Below are 18,617 nucleotides of genomic sequence, written 5' to 3' on the forward strand. Positions count from 1 at the left end.
CCCGACACGACACCGAATCCCCCCACGAACACGGGAGAACCAGGCCCGATCACGGCACCCCATCCCACCCGGACCGTCCGGGCGGGATGGGGTGCCGTCAGGGGGTGCGAGGGGTCAGGTGCGGGTCCATTTTTGGTTGGGGGCGTTGGTGCACTGCCAGAGGATGATCGGGGTGCTGTTGGTGGTGGCGGCGCCGTTGGCGTCGAGGCAGAGGCCGGACTGGACGCCGGTCACCGTGCCGTCGGGGTTGAGGTTCCACTGCTGGTTGGCGCCGCCGTTGCAGTCCCAGATGATGACCCTGGTGCCGGCGCCGGTGCCGCCGCCCTCGGCGTCCAGGCACTTGGTGCCGTACACCTGGAGCTGTTTGGACGAGGTGAGCGTCCACTGCTGGTTGGCGCCGCCGTTGCAGTCCCAGAGGGCCACCTGCGTGCCGTTCACCTGTGTCTGGTTCGGCACGTCGACGCAGCGCCCCGAGGCCAGGCCGCGCAGCACGCCGACACTGCCGCCTCCCTGACCTGGGGTGATCTTCAGGTTGTCGAACTGGGCCGTCTCGGTCATGCCGGTGCCCAGGCCGGCCTGCCCGGCCTGCCAGGTGCCGTCGGTGACCGAGCCCACCTGGGTGCCGTCGATCGAGGCGGTGATCGTGTTGCCGGAGAAGCCGAGCGCGAGGGTGTGCCAGCGGTTGGTGCCGAGGGCGGCGACGGTGCCGCTGCGGATGGTGGTCATCGCGTTGTCGACGTTGTTGCGCAGGATCTGCCACGCCCCGCCGTCGCCGACCCGCAGGTAGTAGGCGTTCAGCCCGGCGGGGCCGAAGGCGTGCTGGGTACCGGCGCGGCCGATCAGCTCGGCGTAGCCGCTCTGCTCCAGCAGGACGTCCGCCGAGACCGTGTAGCTGTTCCAGCTCAGGTCGCCGAGCAGGGCGTACGGGTCGGAGGCGCCGTCCCAGCGGATCGGTTCGCGTGGGGTCATCTGCCGCACGCACCGCCCGGACCGGCCGCCGCCGCACGCGACCACCTCGAACGCCCCCTGCTGGTCCATGAGGTAGCGCGCCTCGCGTCCCACGGCGTAGGAGTCGAACGTGTCGGAGTAGGGCAGCGGCAGCGCCGCTCGGGGTGGGCTGGTCGCGCCGCCCTTCCCCTGGCCGGTGGTCGTGGTGAGGCTGTAGACGTGCCCGGGCTGGACCGTCAGCGAGAACGTCCCGCCCGATGGCGTGACGTCGCCGGTGTGGACGAAGTAGTCGGCCGGGTCGCCGGAGTCGACGTCGGTCGCCCAGACGTGGACGGTGCCGGTGGACAGGCCTCCGGTGACGGTGAACGTCAGGGTCTGCGCGGCCGTGGCGTCCATCGTCTCGATGATCGTGCTGTAGTCGGAGCCGCCGGGGGACCGCAGGGAGACGTAGCTGCCGTTGGCGCGGTCGCCGCCGATGTAGCCGCTGGAGCCGTCCAGGTAGCGCCAGCCCGGAGTGGTGAACTGGGTGGTGTGGGCCATGACCCAGGCGTTCTTGCCGAGGGAGTAGAAGCCCGACCAGGGCTCGGGCGCCACGGCGACGCCCATGGTGGCGTACGGGATGTTGGCCGGGATGGCCGCGATGATCGGCCAGTTGAGGTAGGCCGTCATCTTTCCGTCGATGTAGTCCCGGTTGATGCCCCGGGCGAGGGCCTTGGCCCCGTCGTTGTAGTCGTCGGAGCCGTTCTCGCTGGCCCAGAGGGTCTTGCCGGAGTTGAGGGCGTTCGCCGAGCTGGGGCACTGCGACTGGGAGCCGCGGTAGCCGCAGACGTAGTGGGTGCCGAGGATGTCGACGGCGTTGCGGAAGGCGCTGTTGTTCACCGCGTCGTCGGCCACGCCCCAGCCGCTGGAGTCGTCGGACGCGACGATCTTGACGTTGCCGAAGCCCTTGGCGTCCAGCGCCGCGTTGAGGTCGACGAACCAGTTCAGGTTGCGGCCCTTCTCGTTCCAGCCGCCCAGGTAGTCGATCGTCAGCCCGTGGCTGTTCTTCGCGCAGCCCAGCCAGGCGATCAGGTAGTCGATGGTGTCCTGGGACCAGAAGTTCCCGTTGCCGAGCCAGCCGGGCGCGCCCCAGGACAGGCCCGCCAGCTTGATGTTCGGGTTGCGGGCCTTGGCCTGCTCCATCAGCCACCACTCGTACCCGCGGCCGCAGTCCAGGTCGCCGGAGGTGTGCCGGTGGCTGGGCTCGGCGCCGCTGGTGGAGTCGGTGTCGCCGCCGATCTCGACTTTCAGGATCTGCACGGCCGCGCCGTACCCTGGCTTGAAGAGGTAGTCGAGGACCTGGCTCCGCTGTGGTTCGGGGTAGTCGATGAGCAGGCGGCTGTTACCCCCTCCCCCGCTGATGGCGCCGACGCCGTCGAGGACGCGGCCCCCCGATCCGCCGTTGATCGTGATCGCCACGGCCGCGTGGGCGGACGAGACGCCGATGAGGGACATCGCGGTGGTCAGCAACGCGGCCAAGGCGAGTGCCACACCCGCTCCGATCCGCTCTCTTCGCCGGCTCATAGGGGGGTCCTTCCGGTCAGGCTCACCCGATCCCGTCAGAATCACACTTGATCGAACAACAATGAGCATCCCTGACTTCGGATCTTGAGCGCTTGTCGCGTCCCCGTCAAGGGCCCCCGGCCGCGCGGACGGAGGACCAGCGGACGCCGGAGTCCACCCCTTGATCACCTGTAACTTTCACCCGCACCCCGCGTACCGGGCACGCGGCAGGGTAGCGAGAGGCCTTGAGCGGTCATAATGTCGCAAGTACGACAAGGGCCGCGCGGCCGTCGGCTCGGCTGGGCGCCGGTCCTGGAAGAGGAGCGGTTCGATGACGATGCGGTTCGAGCACGAGTTCACCGTCCCCGTGCCGATCGAGCAGGCGTGGTCGGTGCTTCTCGATGTCGAGCGGGTGGCGCCGTGCCTGCCGGGGGCGACGCTCGACACCGTGGACGGCGACGTCTTCACCGGCCGGATGAAGGTCAAGGTCGGCCCGATCACCGTGACCTACCGGGGCGAGGCGTCGTTCCAGTCGGTCGACAAGGACGGCCACTCCCTCAGCCTCAAGGCGTCGGGCAAGGAGGCGCGCGGCACCGGCACCGCGAGCGCCGTCGTCAACGCCTCGCTGGCCGGGGAGGGCGCCCAGACCAAGGTCACCGTCCACACGTCGTTCAACGTGACCGGACGCCCGGCGCAGTTCGGCCGGGGGGTCATGGCCGAGGTCGGCGCCAAGCTCATCGACCGGTTCGCCGCCAACCTCGCGGCGCTGCTGCGGGAGACGCCCGACGAGCTGAGCGCGGCGGCCCTGGCGGAGGGGGCGGCCCCGCCGCTGACCGAGGAGCCGGCCGTCACGCCGTTCAACCAGCCCGTCGCCAGCCCGTTGGACGAGCTCACCGCCGGCACGCCGGGCGAGGCACCCGCCACGGCGGAGTTCGAGGCGGCGGCCGCGTTCGAGGCGCCGGCCGCCAGGAGCGTCCCGGAGCCGGTCCCCTCCGCCGAGGAGCCCTCGGCCTCACCGGCCGGGCGTCATCTCACCGCCGTCCCCGACTCCTACGACGCCGCGTACGCCGAGCAGGCCGCGGGTCGCGAGGCGCACCCCGCCGGGACGGCTCCCGTCTCGCGCGGCGAGGAGGAGGCCCTCGACCTGCTGGAGATCGCCGGAGTGCCGCTGCTGAAGCGGCTGGTCCCGGTGGCCGGCGCCCTCGCCGTCGTGGTCTTCCTCGGCTGGCTGCTACGCCGGGTCCTCGCGCGCCGCTGACGTCCCGGCGAGCAGGACCCCGGCGCCGCCGAGGACGAGGCCGGCGACGGCGAGCGGGTGCAGCGACTGGGCGGCGAGCAGCCAGGCCAGCAGGGCCGTCACCGAGGGGGTCAGGAAGAACACCGTGCTCACCCGGCTGGCGGAGGAGCGGAGCAGCATCTTGTTGAGCAGGATGAACGCCGCGATCGAGTTCACCAGCACCATCCATCCCACCGACGCGCCGAACGTCGCCCAGTCCGACACGCGCGGGGTCTCGACCGCCACGCAGGCCAGCCCGACCGCCGGGGCGCTGACGAGCAGCTGGACCGCCGTTCCCGTGCGGACGTCCATCTTCTCGACGTAACGCTTCTGGTAGAGCGTGCCGGCGCTCAACCCGGCCAGCCCGGCCAGGCACAGCGCCACTCCCCAGCCGGAGAGGCTCACCCGGTCGGCGACCGCGAGGATCACGCCGGACGCGCCGAGGGCGAAGCCGAGCCACTGCCGCCGGGTGACCCTCTCCCCGAGGAACCGCGCGGCCAGCGCGATGACGACGGGGTTGAGTCCCTGCACGAGGGAGACGACGGCCGCCGGGAAGCCCATGCCGAGGGCGGAGTAGAAGGCGCCGAACTGGACGGCCTGGATCAGCAGGCCGGACACGGCGATGTGCGCCAGCGCCCGGCCGCGTGGCCAGGGGGCGCGGGTGACCAGGGCGTACCCGGCGAGCAGCACCCCGGCCAGGGCGAAACGGGCGAACATCAGCAGCAGCGGCGGCGCCACCCTGACGCCGGGGATGCCGGCGATGAAGGCGCTGCTCCAGAGGACGACGAACACCGGTGGCCCGAGCGCCGTCAGGCGCCCGCCACCGGCGCGCGGCCTTCCCGCACGCTCCTGCGCCGCGGAACCGGACCGGGGCGGTGGTCCGGGAGTCGAGGTGGACAGGTCCGGCTCCGCCGGCGTCATGGGGGTCCTTCCAGGGGTTCTCAGGAGCCGCGCAGCGCCGCGCGGCGCAGCTCCCACAGATTCTCGTCGGAGGTGCAGACTCCCGCCGCGCCGTGCCGGAGCGCCTCGGACACGTCCGCCTCGGCCTGGACGAATCCGGCGGCGAGGTACGGCACGCCGAGGTCCCTGGCGTGCCGCTCCACGTAGCGCAGCACGACCGCGGGCATGAGCTGGACCAGGTCCGGCTGCGACCGGGCGATGGACTGGATGCTGCGCTGCAGGTTGGAGCGGTCGGTCACGAACACCTTCTGCATGGCCAGCAGGCCCAGTCCGTTCGCCCGTTCGACGATCGCCGCGCGGGTGGAGCAGATCCCGATCGCCCCGATCCCTTTCAGGAAGGTCAGGGCGCCGGGGTCGTGTCCCAGGCCCGGTGTCGAGTCCATGTTGACGAACACGATCTTTCCCGCGGCGACGGTACGCCGCACCGTCGCGGTCAGGTCGCCGAGCGGGACCGAGGCGAGGATGCCGAGCGGGGTGGCGGTGGTGGTGAACCGCTCCGCCATCGCCACGCCGACCAGTGACGCCATGACGGGGTATTCGGCCAGCGCGGCCAGCAGGCGTCGATCGACGGGGCGTTTGGGGCGAGAAGTCACCGATACACCTTATGTAGGGCTATCAGCTGGCCGCGCGGGCGTCGAAACGGCTCGGCAGGCCCAGCTTCCCGGGATTCATGATCCCGGCCGGGTCCAGAGCCTCCTTGACCGCCACCAGCGTGCCGAAGCCGCTGCCGAGCGACCGCTCGACGTACGGCGAGCGCAGCAGCCCGACGCCGTGGTGATGGCTGATCGCGGCGCCGTGCCGGATGAGCACCTCGTTCGCGGCGTCCCACGCGGCCCGGTACCACTCGCGGCGGCGGCCGCGTTCCACGTCCCCGCGCAGCGAGAAGTACAGGCACGCCCCGTCGGTGTAGGCGTGCGACTGGTGCGCGGAGGCGCGCAGCGTCCCCGGGACGGCCTCGATGGCGGCCACCACCTCCTCGTAGATCGCCGGCAGTGACGACCAGGGCGCGGCGATCTCGCACGTGTCGGCGACGAAACCGGGGCCCTTGGCGAAACCGTCGCCGGACTTGCCGACCAGCATCCGCTCGTCCAGCCAGCGGGCGAGGACCGCGTCCCCGTCGAGGGTCACCGGAGCCCGCCCGCCGCAGACGTCCGCGACGACGGCCATGGTGGCGTCGACCAGCGCCGGGTCCCCCTCGTCGGCGATGAGCAGCACGTTGGTGCCGGGCACGCCGAAGTGGGTGCCGCTCTCGTGCGCGTCGTACAGGCGCAGCACGGCGGGGGTCGCGCCACGCTGGAGGATCTCGCGGCAGGCGTCCAGGCCGGCGGCGAAGGTGTCGAACCCGTAGGCGAGGCCCGCCGCGTAGGAGGGCAGGCGGTGGGTGCGCAGGCGCAGCCGCGTGATCACGCCGAGGGTGCCTTCGGAGCCGATGAACAGTTGCCGCAGGTCCGGGCCGACGGCGGCGCGGGGGTAGGTGCCGTAGCTCGCCGTGGTCCCGTCGGGAAGGACCACGTCCAGCCCGACGACCATGTCCTCGATCTTGCCGTACCGGGTGGACAGCTGACCGGCGCCGCGGCAGGCCGCCCAGCCGCCGACCGTGGAGATGGCGAAGGCCGACGGCCAGTGCCCGGTGGTCGCGCCGTGCACCTCCTGGAGCTCCTTCTCGAACAGGTCGCCGAACATGCCCGCCTGCACCTCGACGATCATCGACTCGGCGTCGAAGGAGAGGATCCGGTTGAGCCGGCAGACGTCCAGCACGACCCCGCCGAACACCGGCAGGGCGGCGCCCAGCACGTTGCTGCGACCGGCCGAGACCGTCAGGGGGATGCCGTGCGCCCGGCAGAGGCGGACCACGGCCGCCACCTGCTCCTCGTCGGCCGCCTCGACGATCACGGCGTCCGGGGTCGCCGGCTCGCCGTCCGTCTCGCCGATGGACGTGCCCGCCCACCAGTCGCGGGTGCGCCTGACCACCTCGTCGCGGTCGGTGTGGACGGCGGCGGCCACCGCGCGCAGCTCGGCGACGACGGCCTCGGGAACCTCGACCACGAGGCTCTGCAGACTGGCCTTCCCGTCCCCGGGCGGGCAGTCGGCGGCCCAGCGCGGCGGGGTGGGCGCGCCGACGACGTAGTCGCCCCGGTTGAAGGGGTGGGTGATGGTCTGCCTGCTGATCATGAAAGTCCCTCCATCAGTACGGTCTTCTCGCGCTCGACACCGGCGATGTAGTCGTCCACCTGCCGGGCGACCTCCTCCTTTGCCAGGCCCAGCTCTCGTCGCAGCAGCCGGCCGACCTCCGGGGCCGCCTTCACCGACAGGTCCCGGGCGAACACCCGCATCCGGGTGCGGCGGGACAGCACGTCGTCCACGCTGCGCGCCAGCTCGCACCGGGCCGCGTAGACGACCTCGGCCCGCAGGTACCCGGCGCCCTCGACGATCGGCTCGGCAAGCGAGGGATCTTCGTCGAAGAGCCGTGCCACGAACCTCGCCTCGGTGCCGTACCGCTCGCCCAGGTGGGCGCCGAGCCCGCCGGTCGCCGAGCTGGCCTCCGCGTCGTAGCCGGCGCCCCCCAGCAGCGGGAGGCCGGCGGTACGGCAGCGGGCGCGGCGGCCGAGCACCTTCAGCGCCTCGTCGACCACGAGCTCGCCCATGTGCCGGCTGGTGGTGAGCTTGCCGCCGGTGACGGTGACCAACCCGTGCTCGTCGGTCGAGATGCGGTGGTCGCGGCTCATGTCGAGCGTGGCGCCCTCCTTGCCGCCCACCAGGGGACGGAGCCCGGCGATCGAGCCGACCACGTCCGCGGGGGTGAGGTCGGCGTCGAACGCGGTGTTCGCCCCGTCGAGGAGATACTCCATCTCCTCGCGGGTGCACAGCACTTCGTCCAGGGAGCCGTCGTAGTCGGTGTCGGTCGTGCCGACCACCACCACGTCCCCCCAGCGGGTGCAGGTCGCCCGGCGGGCCCGGCCCGGCACCGGCACGGTGACGGTGCCGTCGACGGGCAGCCGCGTCCACGGCACCACGATGTGCACGCCCTTGGCGGGCCGGATCCGCGGACGGTGACCGGGGTCCGACAGCGCGTCGAGCCCGTCCGACCACACCCCGGTCGCGTTGATCACCACGCCCGCCCGCACGTCGATGTCGCGGCCGTCGACCTCGACGGTCGCGCCGCGGACCCTGCCGCCCTCGTGGACGAGGCCGCGGCAGGCCGCGCCGTTGAGCACGGTCGCCCCGAAGTGCGCGGCGGTCCGGGCGATGGTCAGGGTGAGGCGCGCGTCGTCGGTGCGGCTGTCGTAGTAGAGCAGGCCGCCCTTGAGCCGGTCGGCGCGCAGCCGGGGGGCGCGGGCCAGGACCTCGGGCACGGTGAGCCGCTGGTGCAGCCTGCCGATGCGCCATCCTCCGGCGAGGTCGTAGGTCCACAGCAGGCCCTCGAACGCCTTGGCGATGCGCGCGTCGAAGACGCCGTCCTGGGCGAGCACGGGGAAGACGAACGGCAGCCGCTGCACCAGGTGCGGCGCGTTGCGGCGGAACCGCTGCCGCTCCAGCAGCGAGCGCCGGACCAGTGGCAGGTTGCCCTGCTCGATGTACCGGAGCCCGCCGTGCACCATCTTCGACGACTTGGAGGAGGTGCCCGAGGCGAAGTCGTCGCGTTCCACCAGCGCCACGCTCAGGCCACGGGTGACGGCGTCCAGCGCGGTGTAGCAGCCGGTCACGCCGCCTCCGACGACGAGGACGTCCACCGGGCGGGAGGCCAGCCGTTCGATCTGCTCCTGCCGGTCGAGGGTCAGCGGCGTCCGCCTGATGGCGCTCCTCGTCTCTGACCTCGTCTTTCGTTCGGGAAGCCGGATCACGACGGTGATTCCTCCTGTGACTGTGGTTGTGTGCCGCGCGGCCCGTGTCCCGGTGGGCGGGTGACGTGGCGGGCCAGCAGGTCGCGCCACTCGGCGCGGGCGTCCTGCCGCTCGGCGTCGGACAAGGTGGGTTCGAAGACGCGCCCCGGCGGGAGGGCCGCGACGGCCGCCGAGACGCTCGGCCAGAGCCCGGCCCGCACGCCCCCCAGGTAGGCGGTGCCCCGCAGGCTCGCCGTCTCGTGGCCGCAGGCCCGCCGCACCGGCCGGCCGGCCAGGTCCGCCTGGGCGGCCATCAGGACGTCGCTGGTGGCGAGCCCGCCGCCGCAGAACAGCTCCCCGACCGGCCGTTCCATGACCTCCTCCAGGCCTTCCAGCAGGTCGCACACCGAGTGGGCGAAGCCTTCGAGGATGCCGCGGGCCAGTTCCGCCCGGGTGGTGGACAGGCTGAGGCCGGTGAGCACGCCGGTGGCCTCCGGGGACCAGACGGGGGTGCGCAGTCCCGCCAGGGCGGGCACGAACCTCACCCGGGCGGGCCCGGTGTGCTCGCGGGCGAGTTCGGCCAGGCGGCTCGGCGACTCGAACAGCCCGATCTCCTCGCACAGCCAGCGCATGGCCGAGCCGGTCGTCGCGGCGAACCCCTCCAGGCTGAACACCGGCACCCCGCGTGACCGCCAGCCGACCAGGGTCAGCACGCCGGGCACCGGACGGCGGGGGGCGGGCGGCCGCTCGCCCGCGACCGCGTCGAGGAAGGTGCCGGTCCCGTGCACGCAGGTGGCCTGGCCCGGCCGGTGGGCGCCGAGCGCGATCATCGCGGCGTGCTGGTCGCCCATGACCGACAGGATGGGCAGCCGCGTGCCGAGGATCGAGGGGTCGGCGGCGCCGAAGTCGCCGTCCTCGTCGACGATCAGCGGCAGGACGTCGCGGGGGCAGCCGAGGAACTCCACCCAGGGCTCGTGCCAGTCCCCCGTGCGCAGGTCGTAGGCGCCCACGGCGACGGCGTTGGTGGCGGAGGTGACGTGCCTCGCTCCCCCGGTGAGCTTCCAGACCAGCCAGGAGTCGATCGAGCCGAACGCCAGCCTGCCCGCGGCGTGGGCCCGGCCGGCGGCCGGGTTGCGGGCGATCTCCTCGGCGGCCCACAGCAGCGGCGCCCGGGAGCCGACCGGCCGTCCGGTGTGCTCGATGAGGTGCTCGTCCCACTCCTTCTCCCACTCCGGCAGCCGCCGGGCGTACCGGCGGTCCTGCCAGACCACGGCTTGGGTGAGCGGGGTGCCGGTGACGGTGTCCCACAGCAGGACGGTGGCCCGCTGGGTGGAGATCGACATTCCGGTGATCTCCACCCGGTGCGCGGCGGCCCACTCCAGCGCCTCCCGGCAGACCCGGACGGTGTTCACCCAGATCTCCGTCGCGTCCTGTTCGACGCGCAGGTGGTCCGGCGAGCCGACCGAGATGGGCAGGTACGCTGCGGGCGCCGCCCCGCCGTCGTCCAGGACGACGGCGGCACGGGTGCCCGTGGTGCCCTCATCGATGCTGAGCACGCCGCGACGGCGTTCCCTGGTCATCCGCGAAGGTCCTCTCCTGACGCCGGCGACCGTTCAGGCCGACACCGGCTGGCGTGGCTGGAGGCCGACGGCCTCCTCTTCCAGGTTCACCGCGACGCGGGTCGGATCCCACTTGATGGCCAGGCACGTGATCAGGCCGGCCAGCGGCACCACCGACAGGACCATCAGGCTGGGGCCGACGCCGATGCCCGACTGCAGCTGCGGGAACAGGTACAGGCCCGCGACCGACCCGAGGCTGCCGAGCATGCCGGTCACCCCGGTGCCGAGGGTGCGGATGTCGCTGCGGTAGGACAGGGCGGCGATCGACTTGCCGTTGGGACCGGGGCCTGCGGAGTGGAAGAAGATGAACAGCACCGGCAGCAGCGCGGCCAGGGCGACGGGGAGCTGCTTGAAGGTGGCGCCCATGACGAGCAGCGCGGCGAACACGACGGCGTACCCGGCCATCGAGCTGCTCCGCAGGCCGAGCCGCCGGCCGGCGTAGGCCGACAGGCAGCCGCCCACGATGCCGACGGCGTTGAACGCCATCGACCCCAGCGTGGCCTTCTCGAACTCCTTGCCGAACAGTTCGAGGCTGATCACCGGCAGGTACCACCCCACGGCGAAGTACTGCATGGCCTGGGTGAGGGAGATCGCGGTCGACAGCACGGTGCGGGGGAGGTAGGGGCGGCGGAAGAGCACGCCGGCGTCCCGGAGCCCGACCTGGTGGCGGGCCTTGCCGGCCTCGTCCGCCTCCAGCGGCCCCTCCTGCGCGGCCAGCCCGTACATCCGGCGCAGGTTCGCCGCCGCCTCGCGCAGCCTGCCCTTGGACGCCAGCCAGGTGGGGCTCTCGACCAGGAAGGCGAGCTGCAGGGCGAGCAGGACCAGGGCGAAGGCGGCCGAGGAGCCGACGGACCAGCGCCAGATGCCCGCGCCGACACCGAACTTGTAGAACAGTAGCGTGAGCAGCAGGTTCGTGGTCGTCGCGGTGTACCAGACGCCCTGCCAGAAGTTGAGCCTGCCCTTGAGGGAGGCCGGGGTGTACTCGGCGAGCAGGGCCATCGCCACGGCGAAGTCCATGCCGTACGCGACGCCCACCAGGGCCCGCCCGGCGAAGACGGTCTGGAAGTCCGCGCCGGCGGCGGTGGTGAGCGCGCCGAGCGCGAAGACGACCTTGGTCAGCAGCAGCGGCTTGACGCGTCCGATCCGTGCGGCGAGCCAGCCGCCGAAGGGGTTGGAGATGATCGCGATCGCGGGGGCCATCGCCGTGAGCACGCCCACCTGCGTGGGGGACAGGCCCAGTTCCTTGACCATCGGGGACAGGCCGGCGCCGAGCGCCGCGTTCGAGTAGGCGTCCAGGAACAGGCCCGCCAGGGCGAGGAACCAGATCCAGTTGGTGCGGCCGTTCAGGCTCTTGATGGTGTCGATGAGGTCGGCCGCGTCTCCCGCGCCGCGGATGACCGCCGTTCTCGTGCTCGCAGGGCCGTCGTTCATGCCCGCCGCCTTTCGGGGGGTTGATTCCCTTGCCAGCGGTCCAGGAACGACTGAAGGCACAGACGAAGACCACTGACAGGGATGTCTTCGTCTGTGCCTGTCGGTTAACGGGACGTTAAGCGCCTACCTCCGGATATGTCAAGCATCGTCCCTGTCTGTTACGTGTGGGCGCGACGTCACCGGTCGCGAAGACGAGCCGTACAGACGCCCATAAGCGTAAAAGTCGGAAAAGTACCGGTCAGCACTCTTCCGGAGGGGGCGGCAGCCGTACCGGCCCCGGGAACACCCCGAGCAGGGTCACCGCCGACTCGGGAGATCAAGCATGCAGCCGGATGTCAGCGTCGTGCTCATCACCTTCAACGACTCGGCCCGGTTGCCGCGCGCGATCGCCTCGGCGCTGAACCAGTCCCTGCGCAACCTCGAAGTCGTCGTCGTGGACGACGCGAGCACCGACGACACCCCCGCCGTGGTGGCGGGCTTCGGCGACCCCCGCCTCCGCTACGTGCGCAGGGAGGAGAACGGCGGCCACGGCGCGGCCCGCAACACCGGGCTGGAGGCGGCGCGGGGGGCGTACGTGACGTTCCTCGACGGCGGCGACGAACTGCCCCGGCACGCCTGCAAGAGCCTGCTCGGCGAGATCGAGCGGACCGGGGCCGACTTCGCGGCCGGCCAGATCACGCGGCTGCAGGAGGAGGGCGGCCGCGTCCAGCGGTACCGGCCCGCGCTCTACCGGCCCCGCAGGGTGGTGGAGGGCATCAGGGCGGAACCCCGCCTGTTCCTGGACGGATTCGCCACCGGCAAGCTCTACCGCACGGCGTTCCTGCGGGAGCACGGGCTGCGCTTCCAGGAGGGCACGCGCTACACGGACCTCGTCTTCACCGCCGCGCTGTACTGCCGCGCGCGCCGCTTCGCGGTCGTCCCCTGGGACGCCTACCTGTGGCACCGCCCGGCGGGCCCGCGTGAGCTCCCCGGGATGGACGACGTACGGCAACGCGTCGCCGCCGCCCAGCTCGCCGACGCCATCCTGCGCGACAGCGGCTGCGGTGACCTCGTCGGGGACAGGCAGCGGCGCTTCCTCGGCCAGGACCTGCGGGTGCACCTCGCCGCGCTGCCGCGCCTCGGCAAGGTCCAGGTGAAGGAGTTCAGCGCGGTGGTGCGCCCGTACCTGGAGGAACTCGACCCGGGCGTGCCGGCGGGGGCCGAGCCGATGCTCCGCGTGTGCTGCCACCTGATCCGCATCGACCGGCTGGACGACCTCGTGGTGGCCGCCCGGTCGCTGACCCCGCCGAAGGCGCCGCCGCGCCACGCGCTCGGCGTCGACGGCCGGACGTACTGGGGGACGCGCGCCGACCCCGGGCTCGACATCACCGCGCTGCGGCTCGCCGAGCTGCCGTTCAGCGCCTCCAGGATCCGGCACGAGGTCACCGAGATCACCCGCGACGGGACCGTCGTGTCGATGACCGTCCGCACCTACGACCCGTTCGCGGTGCTGCGCCGGTCGGCGACCACGGCCGCGCTGACCGGCAAGGGCCTGCGGGTGCCGCTGTCGCCGGTGCGGCAGGCCGACGGCAGCTACCTCACCAAGGTGGAGATGGACCTCGCCGAGGCACGCCTCGGCAGGCGGGGAACCGAAGGATGCCATGACCTGCGCATCCGCTTCGTCCGCGGCGACGGCCACCGGACCGCCGACCGGCTGCTGGTCGATCCGGCCACCCCGCCGCTGGTCGTGGCGGCCGGCGGGCACGAGGTGACGGTCGGCCCCGAGGGCGACAGCGCGTTCCTGCGCGTCCGATGGCGGCCCGCGCCGGCCCCGCGCCCGGCCGCCGCCCCGCTGCGTACGCCGCCGCTGGTCTCCCACCTTCGTACGCTGGCCGGACGGGAAGATCTCAAGCTGTGGGTCTACCGGCGGCTGATCCACGTGGTGCCGCGCCGCCGCGACCTCGCCCTGTTCGAATCCGGCCTCGGCGCCGCCTTCACGGGCGACCCGAGGTACATCTACGAGGAGATCAGGCGGCGTGGGCTGCCGCTGCGGGTGTGGTGGTCGGCGCGCGCGGACGCCCGGGGCTTCCCGCCGGACGTGCCGCTGGTACGGCGGATGAGCTGGCGCCACCTGTGGATCATGGCCAGGGCCGCGTACTGGGTCGACAGCCACAACTTCCCGCCCGGTTTTCCCAAGCCCAGAGGGACCCGCTACCTGCAGACCTGGCACGGGCAGGCGCTGAAGACCGTCGGGTTCGACTCCCCCGGCCTGCGCGGCGACGTCCCCGGCCCTCGGGAGCGGTGGCGCGCCGCCGTCGCCCGCTGGGACGCACTGGTGTCCGCCGGCCCGGAGTTCGAACGGGTCTTCGTGCCCGCGAACGAGTACACCGGCACCGTCCTCGGCTTCGGCTCTCCCCGCTGTGACGTGCTGGTCAACGGCGACCCGGCCGCCGGGCAGCGGGTGCGGGAGGCGCTGGAGATCCCCGGCGACCGCAGGGTCCTGCTGTACGCGCCGACCTACCGGGACCTGTCGAAGGGACGCGGGACGTCGGTGCGGGTGGACCTCGACGCCCTCGCCGAGGCGCTCTCGGGCGAGTGGGTCATGGTGCTGCGCACCCACCCGGAGGAGAGGTTCAGGGTGCCGCGGCGGCTGCGCCACTTCGTCCGCCCGGCCGGCTCCTACCCCGAGGTCAACGACCTCATCCTCGCCTCCGACGCGCTGCTCAGCGACTACTCCTCCCTCATCTGCGACTACGCCTGCACCGGACGCCCGATCCTGCTGTACGCCGACGACTACGACACCTACGCGCGGGTGGAGCGCGGCCTGTACCACGACCTGCGGGAGATCTCCCCCGGGCCCGTCCTGTCGAACACGCCCGAGCTGGTCGCGGCGCTGCGGGACCTGCCGGGGGTCACGGCGGAGTACGCCGAACGGTACGCCGACTTCGCCGCGCTGTTCTGCTCGGAGGAGACCGGCAAGGCCGCCCCGCGCGTCGTCGACGCCTTCTTCCACGGTCGCGGGATCCGTGCATGAGCACGGTGGTGTTCGCCTGCATGGACGCCGACACCTTCGGCGGCATCCAGCAGGTGACCCACACCCTCGCCCAGGGGCTGGCGCTGCGCGGTCACGAGGTGCACGTCCTCGGCCTGCACCGCTCCCCCGAACCGTTCCGCTACGTCGAGCGGCCCCTGTACGAGCACCACGTGGCGCAGCGCCGTCCCCTCGGTCAGGGCAGGCGCGAGGTGGCGCGCTGGAGGGCCCGGCGGCTGCTGTCGTCCCTCGGCCAGGGCTACGCCGTACTGACCTCGCCGGACGCGGTGGCGTGGCTCGCCGACCTGCTGCCGCCCCGGCTGCGCGCCATCGGGCAGTACCACGGCTCGTTCCACCACGCGCGCGGCACCACGCACTTCTCGGCGGTCCGGCGCGACTACGGGAGGCTCGACCAGGCGGTGTTCCTCAGCGCCGAGGACGCCTGGCGGTTCGCCGAGGAGGCGCGGCTGCCCAACGCGGCCGACCTGCCGAACCCGCTGCGCGGCTGGCCGGAGAAGACGTCGTTCCTCGACGTGCCGCGGGTGCTCGGCGTCGGCCGGCTGTCGGCGGTCAAGCGCTTCGACCGCCTGATCGCCGCCTTCGCCCGCGCCGGCCGTACCTTCCCCCAGTGGGAGCTGCACCTGATCGGCGACGGCCCGGAGCGCGACCGGCTGCGCGCCCACGCGGCCTCTCTAGGCGTGGCCGGGCGAGTGGTCTTCCGGGGCCGGGTGCCGGCGCACGAGATGGGCCGGGAGTACCTCAACGCGGCGATCCTCGGGCTGTCCAGCGAGCACGAGGGGTTCCCGCTGGCCGTCTGCGAGGCCGCGTCGTACGGCATGCCGGCCGTGGCGTTCGACGTGTCGGGCGGCGTGCGGTCGCTGGTCCTGCACGGACTGACGGGCGTGCTGGCGCCTCCCGCCGACGTGGACGCGTTCACGGGGGCACTGGGCGGTCTGATGGCCGACCCGGCGAGGCGGCGGCGGCTCGGCGGCGCGGCCCGCGCCCACGCGCAGGCGTACCGGCTGGAACGGGTGCTGGACCGCTGGGAGGAGATGTTCGACCGCATCGGCCGCTGACCGTCGTCACCGGTCGACCAGTTGGGCGGAGGAGGACCGAGGGGCGGGGACCTGCGCGAGGGCGAGCTGCCCGGAGGTCAGCATGGCGGCGAGCGGCCCCGGTTCGTGCAGCCGGTCCACCCAGTCGCGGGCCCGCTGCCGGCTCTGGGCCAGCCTGCGCCGCGCCGCCGTCCTGCGGTAGGCCAGAAGGTGCCGCGGTAAGGCCGGGGACGCGCCGCTCAGCTCGTACCCGTGCTCCTGGAGGCGCTCACCGAGCACCTCCTCGCACAGCGCGATCTCCCACGGTTCGAGCCTGATCTGCCAGCTTCCCACCCGGGCGGGGGTGACCTCGCGGTGGGTGTTGCCGTGCCACACCTTGCGCGCGGGCACCGCCGCCGGCGCGATCCTGCGGGGCTCGCACATCGCCGGGTCGTACTCCTCCCGCAGGAAGGCGCACAGCCTGTTCAGCTCACGCTCCGGGTCGGCGGTGAGGTCCTCGTAGCGCAGCTCGTGGTAGGTGCCGGCGGGTAAGCGCCCGGCGTGGCGTCGCCCGTGGTCGACGGCCTCCGCCCACGTCGCGATCGCGTGGTGGACGTCGAGGGTGTACCACGGCATCTCCTTCAGCGACGCCACGCAGTCGCGGCCGTCCCTGACCAGGTGGACGAACTGCGCGTCCGGGAAGAGCCTGAGCAGCACCTCGACGTGCTGGAAGTAGGCGGGCCGCTTGTCGCCCCACCGCGGCTTGCCGAACCGCCCGGCGTACGACCGGAACGCCTCCCCCAGCACCGACCCCAGCGACCCCGGGCCCTCGGCGACCCGGCGGACGTACGCCTCGGGGTCGACGCCGAGCTCGCCGAATCTCGTGGCCTGGTCCCCGGCGACCCACTCCGCCAGGCGGCGCCGGTTGGCGGCCTGCCGCATGTCGCCGTACGCGCGGCGCCCGTAGTAGGCCCGCAGGAGGAAACGGGTCTCCGGCGGCACCGCGACCCGTGGATGGGCGTGCAGCATGAGCTGCAGCATCGTCGTTCCTGACCGGGGACAGCCGATCACGAAGACCGGCCTGTCGGGACGCATCGGGCTACACCCCCGTGTAGAACGGATCGGTCCGGACGTGCCGCTCGCCGTCCGGGCCGTACGCGGCCGGGACGGCCTGCGCGGCGAGCGCGCGGGTGGACTGCCACATCCGGTAGACGAGGAAGATCTCGTTCAGCACCAGCAGGCCGCCCGCGCCGCTGGTGACCGCGAGCAGCGCCCACGGCCCGAGCAGCGGCGCCACGACGAACACGGCCGCGTGGAACTCGATGCCGCTCATGAGGTGGGTGCGCACCCGGTGCCGGGCCAGGCACTCGCCCACGCGCCGGCGCAGGCTGGGCTCCCGTTCCCCGGCCCCGGGCGGCAGAGGCGGGCCGGCGACGTACGCCGGGGGGCCGGCCGGCGGCGGGACCTGCGAGGCCCGGTACGGAACGGACGGCTCGGCCGGGAGGGGGCGGAACGATCCGTGCGGGGCCGAGGCCTGGCGGGGGATGGTGTGGCCGTGGTCGGCGATGTCCTCGACCCTGCGATCACGGGGATCGAGCGGCGGCGGATGGCCGGTGCCGCCGTCCGCGCGGGCGATCTTCAGGTGGTCGGGCCTCGGACGGTCCTGCGGCAGGTGGTCGGGCTGCAGGAGGTCGGCGGGCAGGTGGTCGCCGGGCTCGTTGGGGGCGGGTACGCGTCCGGCCAGGTCGTAGGGGTCGTGGGCGCTATCCTCGCCGTCGCGCCGGCCGTCCTCCTCCGCGAGATCGTACGGTCCCGGCTCGTCGTCGTCGGGGTCGTACGGCGGCAGGACGTCGCCCACCTGGCCGTTCACCTCGTACTCCGATCCTCTTTCGAAGTATTCGACGGCCATCGCCTCCCGTACCGCCGCCAGCTCCTCGCGCCGGGCCGCGCGGCGGCGGGCCTTCACCGTCTGACGCACCCGCTTCATCTGGGGGGCGTTGACGTACCTGAACAGGTCCAGGATGGCGATACCGGCGCCGAGCAGCACGTAGGCGAGCCGCCCGGTCGCGGTGTACTGCCCGTAGGCCAGGCCGAAGGCGCACAGGACGACGCGGATCCGGTCGCCCACGTAGTCCAGCCAGAGCCCGAACGGCGTCCCGGTGCCCTTGAGCCGCGCGATCTTGCCGTCGACGCAGTCGACCATGAAGCTCACGTAGAACAGCAACGCACCGGCGATGAGGTGATCGGCTGCGAAGCAGGCCGCGGAGCCCACGCCGAGGATCAGCGAGAAGCGCGTGAGCGCGTTGGGGGTGATCTCGGTGTGATTCGCTACGAACAGTGCCACCCGGCAGGCCACCGGGTCGACCATGAACACCGTCCACCATGAGTCTCTGCGTTTGCGCGTCGCGAGGACGTCATCCAGCGAATAGGACCTCATGGCTGCCAGCATGGCGACGCGAAGCCACAGAAAACTGACCGTCTGTAACTAACATGAGATCTCTAGATGCTTTCTTGACCGCTATGCGCGACTGGCCCTGAGGCCTTGACCCGGCGGCGCACGAACCGGCAGCCGCTCCGCCTGGCACGTCCCTCGTCCAATACCGGCCCCTTGGCCGACAAAAGGGACATTCCCCTATGAGCTGGAACTGTGCATTACCTGACACCGCCGGTATGCATTCCTACGCAGAACCTGGCGCCAATTCTCCTTACCGTGGGTTTCACGTTCCGGCGGCGACCTGACCGGAACGGAAACCGATCAGACGCGAAAAAGGAGAATCAGCATGTTCACCAAGCAGGCCGTGCGGGTCCTGACGTCCACCGCGCTCGCCTCGGGCGCCGTCCTGGCCGGCCTAGACGAGTAAGTCCTAAGTCTGGTCAGTGGTCGTAGGCGGTCAGTGATCGGGTGATGGGCTGGCTGGTGGCGCGGTTGTGCCAGATCGCGGCGGTCAGTGCCAGGATCCGCTGGGCAACGCGGAC

12 protein-coding genes and 1 pseudogene are annotated in these 18,617 nt (G+C 72.4%); 3 read left to right on the forward strand and 10 right to left on the reverse strand.

Features of this window, described 5'->3' with window-relative positions:
• Positions 1-114 precede the first annotated feature (114 nt).
• Positions 115-2,511 (reverse strand): ricin-type beta-trefoil lectin domain protein, encoded by a 2,397-nt coding sequence (locus KIK05_RS02870; RefSeq protein WP_214408906.1) that lies wholly within the window; start codon positions 2,509-2,511, stop codon positions 115-117.
• A gap of 310 nt (positions 2,512-2,821) precedes the next feature.
• Between KIK05_RS02870 and KIK05_RS02875 the strand changes: the two genes are divergently transcribed.
• Complete coding sequence (locus KIK05_RS02875) at positions 2,822-3,748, forward strand: SRPBCC family protein (protein WP_214408907.1); 927 nt, start codon at positions 2,822-2,824, stop codon at positions 3,746-3,748.
• Here KIK05_RS02875 and KIK05_RS02880 read toward each other — a convergent pair.
• Genes KIK05_RS02880 through KIK05_RS02905 form a run of 6 tightly spaced genes read right to left on the reverse strand, consistent with a single transcriptional unit; the run spans position 3,722 to position 11,597 of the window.
• Positions 3,722-4,687: a DMT family transporter gene (locus KIK05_RS02880; protein WP_214408908.1), complete on the reverse strand. Its 966-nt coding sequence runs from the start codon at positions 4,685-4,687 to the stop codon at positions 3,722-3,724. The two genes, KIK05_RS02875 and KIK05_RS02880, sit on opposite strands and share 27 nt — an antisense overlap.
• A gap of 20 nt (positions 4,688-4,707) precedes the next feature.
• Positions 4,708-5,319 carry a glycerol-3-phosphate responsive antiterminator gene (locus KIK05_RS02885; protein ID WP_214408909.1) on the reverse strand — a complete coding sequence of 204 codons (612 nt, stop codon included), beginning with the start codon at positions 5,317-5,319 and terminating at the stop codon, positions 4,708-4,710.
• Between the two features lie 22 nt (positions 5,320-5,341).
• Positions 5,342-6,898 (reverse strand): FAD-binding oxidoreductase, encoded by a 1,557-nt coding sequence (locus KIK05_RS02890; protein WP_214408910.1) that lies wholly within the window; start codon positions 6,896-6,898, stop codon positions 5,342-5,344.
• Entirely contained in the window at positions 6,895-8,568 is a 1,674-nt protein-coding gene (locus KIK05_RS02895) for a glycerol-3-phosphate dehydrogenase/oxidase (protein WP_214408911.1), read from the reverse strand. Before KIK05_RS02895 ends, KIK05_RS02890 begins: the two co-directional genes overlap by 4 nt.
• Positions 8,565-10,127, reverse strand: coding sequence for an FGGY family carbohydrate kinase (locus KIK05_RS02900; RefSeq protein WP_214408912.1), 1,563 nt, complete (start codon positions 10,125-10,127; stop codon positions 8,565-8,567). The genes KIK05_RS02895 and KIK05_RS02900 overlap by 4 nt, the downstream gene beginning before the upstream one ends.
• A 33-nt stretch (positions 10,128-10,160) precedes the next feature.
• Positions 10,161-11,597, reverse strand: a complete 1,437-nt coding sequence (locus KIK05_RS02905) for an MFS transporter (RefSeq protein WP_214408913.1) — start codon at positions 11,595-11,597, stop codon at positions 10,161-10,163.
• A 322-nt stretch (positions 11,598-11,919) separates the two neighbouring features.
• Here KIK05_RS02905 and KIK05_RS02910 point away from each other — a divergent pair, with 322 nt between their 5' ends.
• Entirely contained in the window at positions 11,920-14,610 is a 2,691-nt protein-coding gene (locus KIK05_RS02910; RefSeq protein ID WP_214408914.1) for a bifunctional glycosyltransferase/CDP-glycerol:glycerophosphate glycerophosphotransferase, read from the forward strand.
• Entirely contained in the window at positions 14,607-15,683 is a 1,077-nt protein-coding gene (locus KIK05_RS02915) for a glycosyltransferase (protein ID WP_214408915.1), read from the forward strand. Before KIK05_RS02910 ends, KIK05_RS02915 begins: the two co-directional genes overlap by 4 nt.
• A gap of 6 nt (positions 15,684-15,689) precedes the next feature.
• Here the strand turns inward: KIK05_RS02915 and KIK05_RS02920 are convergent, their stop codons facing one another.
• The 3 genes and pseudogenes from KIK05_RS02920 to KIK05_RS49675 form a co-directional block, all read right to left on the reverse strand.
• Entirely contained in the window at positions 15,690-16,736 is a 1,047-nt protein-coding gene (locus tag KIK05_RS02920; protein WP_214408916.1) for a sulfotransferase family protein, read from the reverse strand.
• Between the two features lie 4 nt (positions 16,737-16,740).
• Entirely contained in the window at positions 16,741-18,078 is a 1,338-nt protein-coding gene (locus tag KIK05_RS46535; RefSeq protein WP_250562103.1) for a CDP-alcohol phosphatidyltransferase family protein, read from the reverse strand.
• Positions 18,079-18,515: 437 nt separating this feature from the next.
• Positions 18,516-18,617: pseudogene (locus KIK05_RS49675) on the reverse strand (IS982 family transposase); the annotation flags it as partial.

Origin of the sequence: Sphaerisporangium fuscum (assembly GCF_018531465.1) — a bacterium.
Taxonomy (GTDB): Bacteria; Actinomycetota; Actinomycetes; order Streptosporangiales; family Streptosporangiaceae; genus Sphaerisporangium; species Sphaerisporangium fuscum.

What these genes read in the sequence shown, in the direction of transcription:
- KIK05_RS02870 (WP_214408906.1), bottom strand. Translation starts at nt 2,511, where the DNA reads ATGAGCCGGCGAAGAGAGCGGATCGGAGCGGGTGTGGCACTCGCCTTG.
- KIK05_RS02875 (WP_214408907.1), top strand. Translation starts at nt 2,822, where the DNA reads ATGACGATGCGGTTCGAGCACGAGTTCACCGTCCCCGTGCCGATCGAG.
- KIK05_RS02880 (WP_214408908.1), bottom strand. Translation starts at nt 4,687, where the DNA reads ATGACGCCGGCGGAGCCGGACCTGTCCACCTCGACTCCCGGACCACCG.
- KIK05_RS02890 (WP_214408910.1), bottom strand. Translation starts at nt 6,898, where the DNA reads ATGATCAGCAGGCAGACCATCACCCACCCCTTCAACCGGGGCGACTAC.
- KIK05_RS02900 (WP_214408912.1), bottom strand. Translation starts at nt 10,127, where the DNA reads ATGACCAGGGAACGCCGTCGCGGCGTGCTCAGCATCGATGAGGGCACC.
- KIK05_RS02905 (WP_214408913.1), bottom strand. Translation starts at nt 11,597, where the DNA reads ATGAACGACGGCCCTGCGAGCACGAGAACGGCGGTCATCCGCGGCGCG.
- KIK05_RS02910 (WP_214408914.1), top strand. Translation starts at nt 11,920, where the DNA reads ATGCAGCCGGATGTCAGCGTCGTGCTCATCACCTTCAACGACTCGGCC.
- KIK05_RS02915 (WP_214408915.1), top strand. Translation starts at nt 14,607, where the DNA reads ATGAGCACGGTGGTGTTCGCCTGCATGGACGCCGACACCTTCGGCGGC.
- KIK05_RS02920 (WP_214408916.1), bottom strand. Translation starts at nt 16,736, where the DNA reads ATGCGTCCCGACAGGCCGGTCTTCGTGATCGGCTGTCCCCGGTCAGGA.
- KIK05_RS46535 (WP_250562103.1), bottom strand. Translation starts at nt 18,078, where the DNA reads ATGAGGTCCTATTCGCTGGATGACGTCCTCGCGACGCGCAAACGCAGA.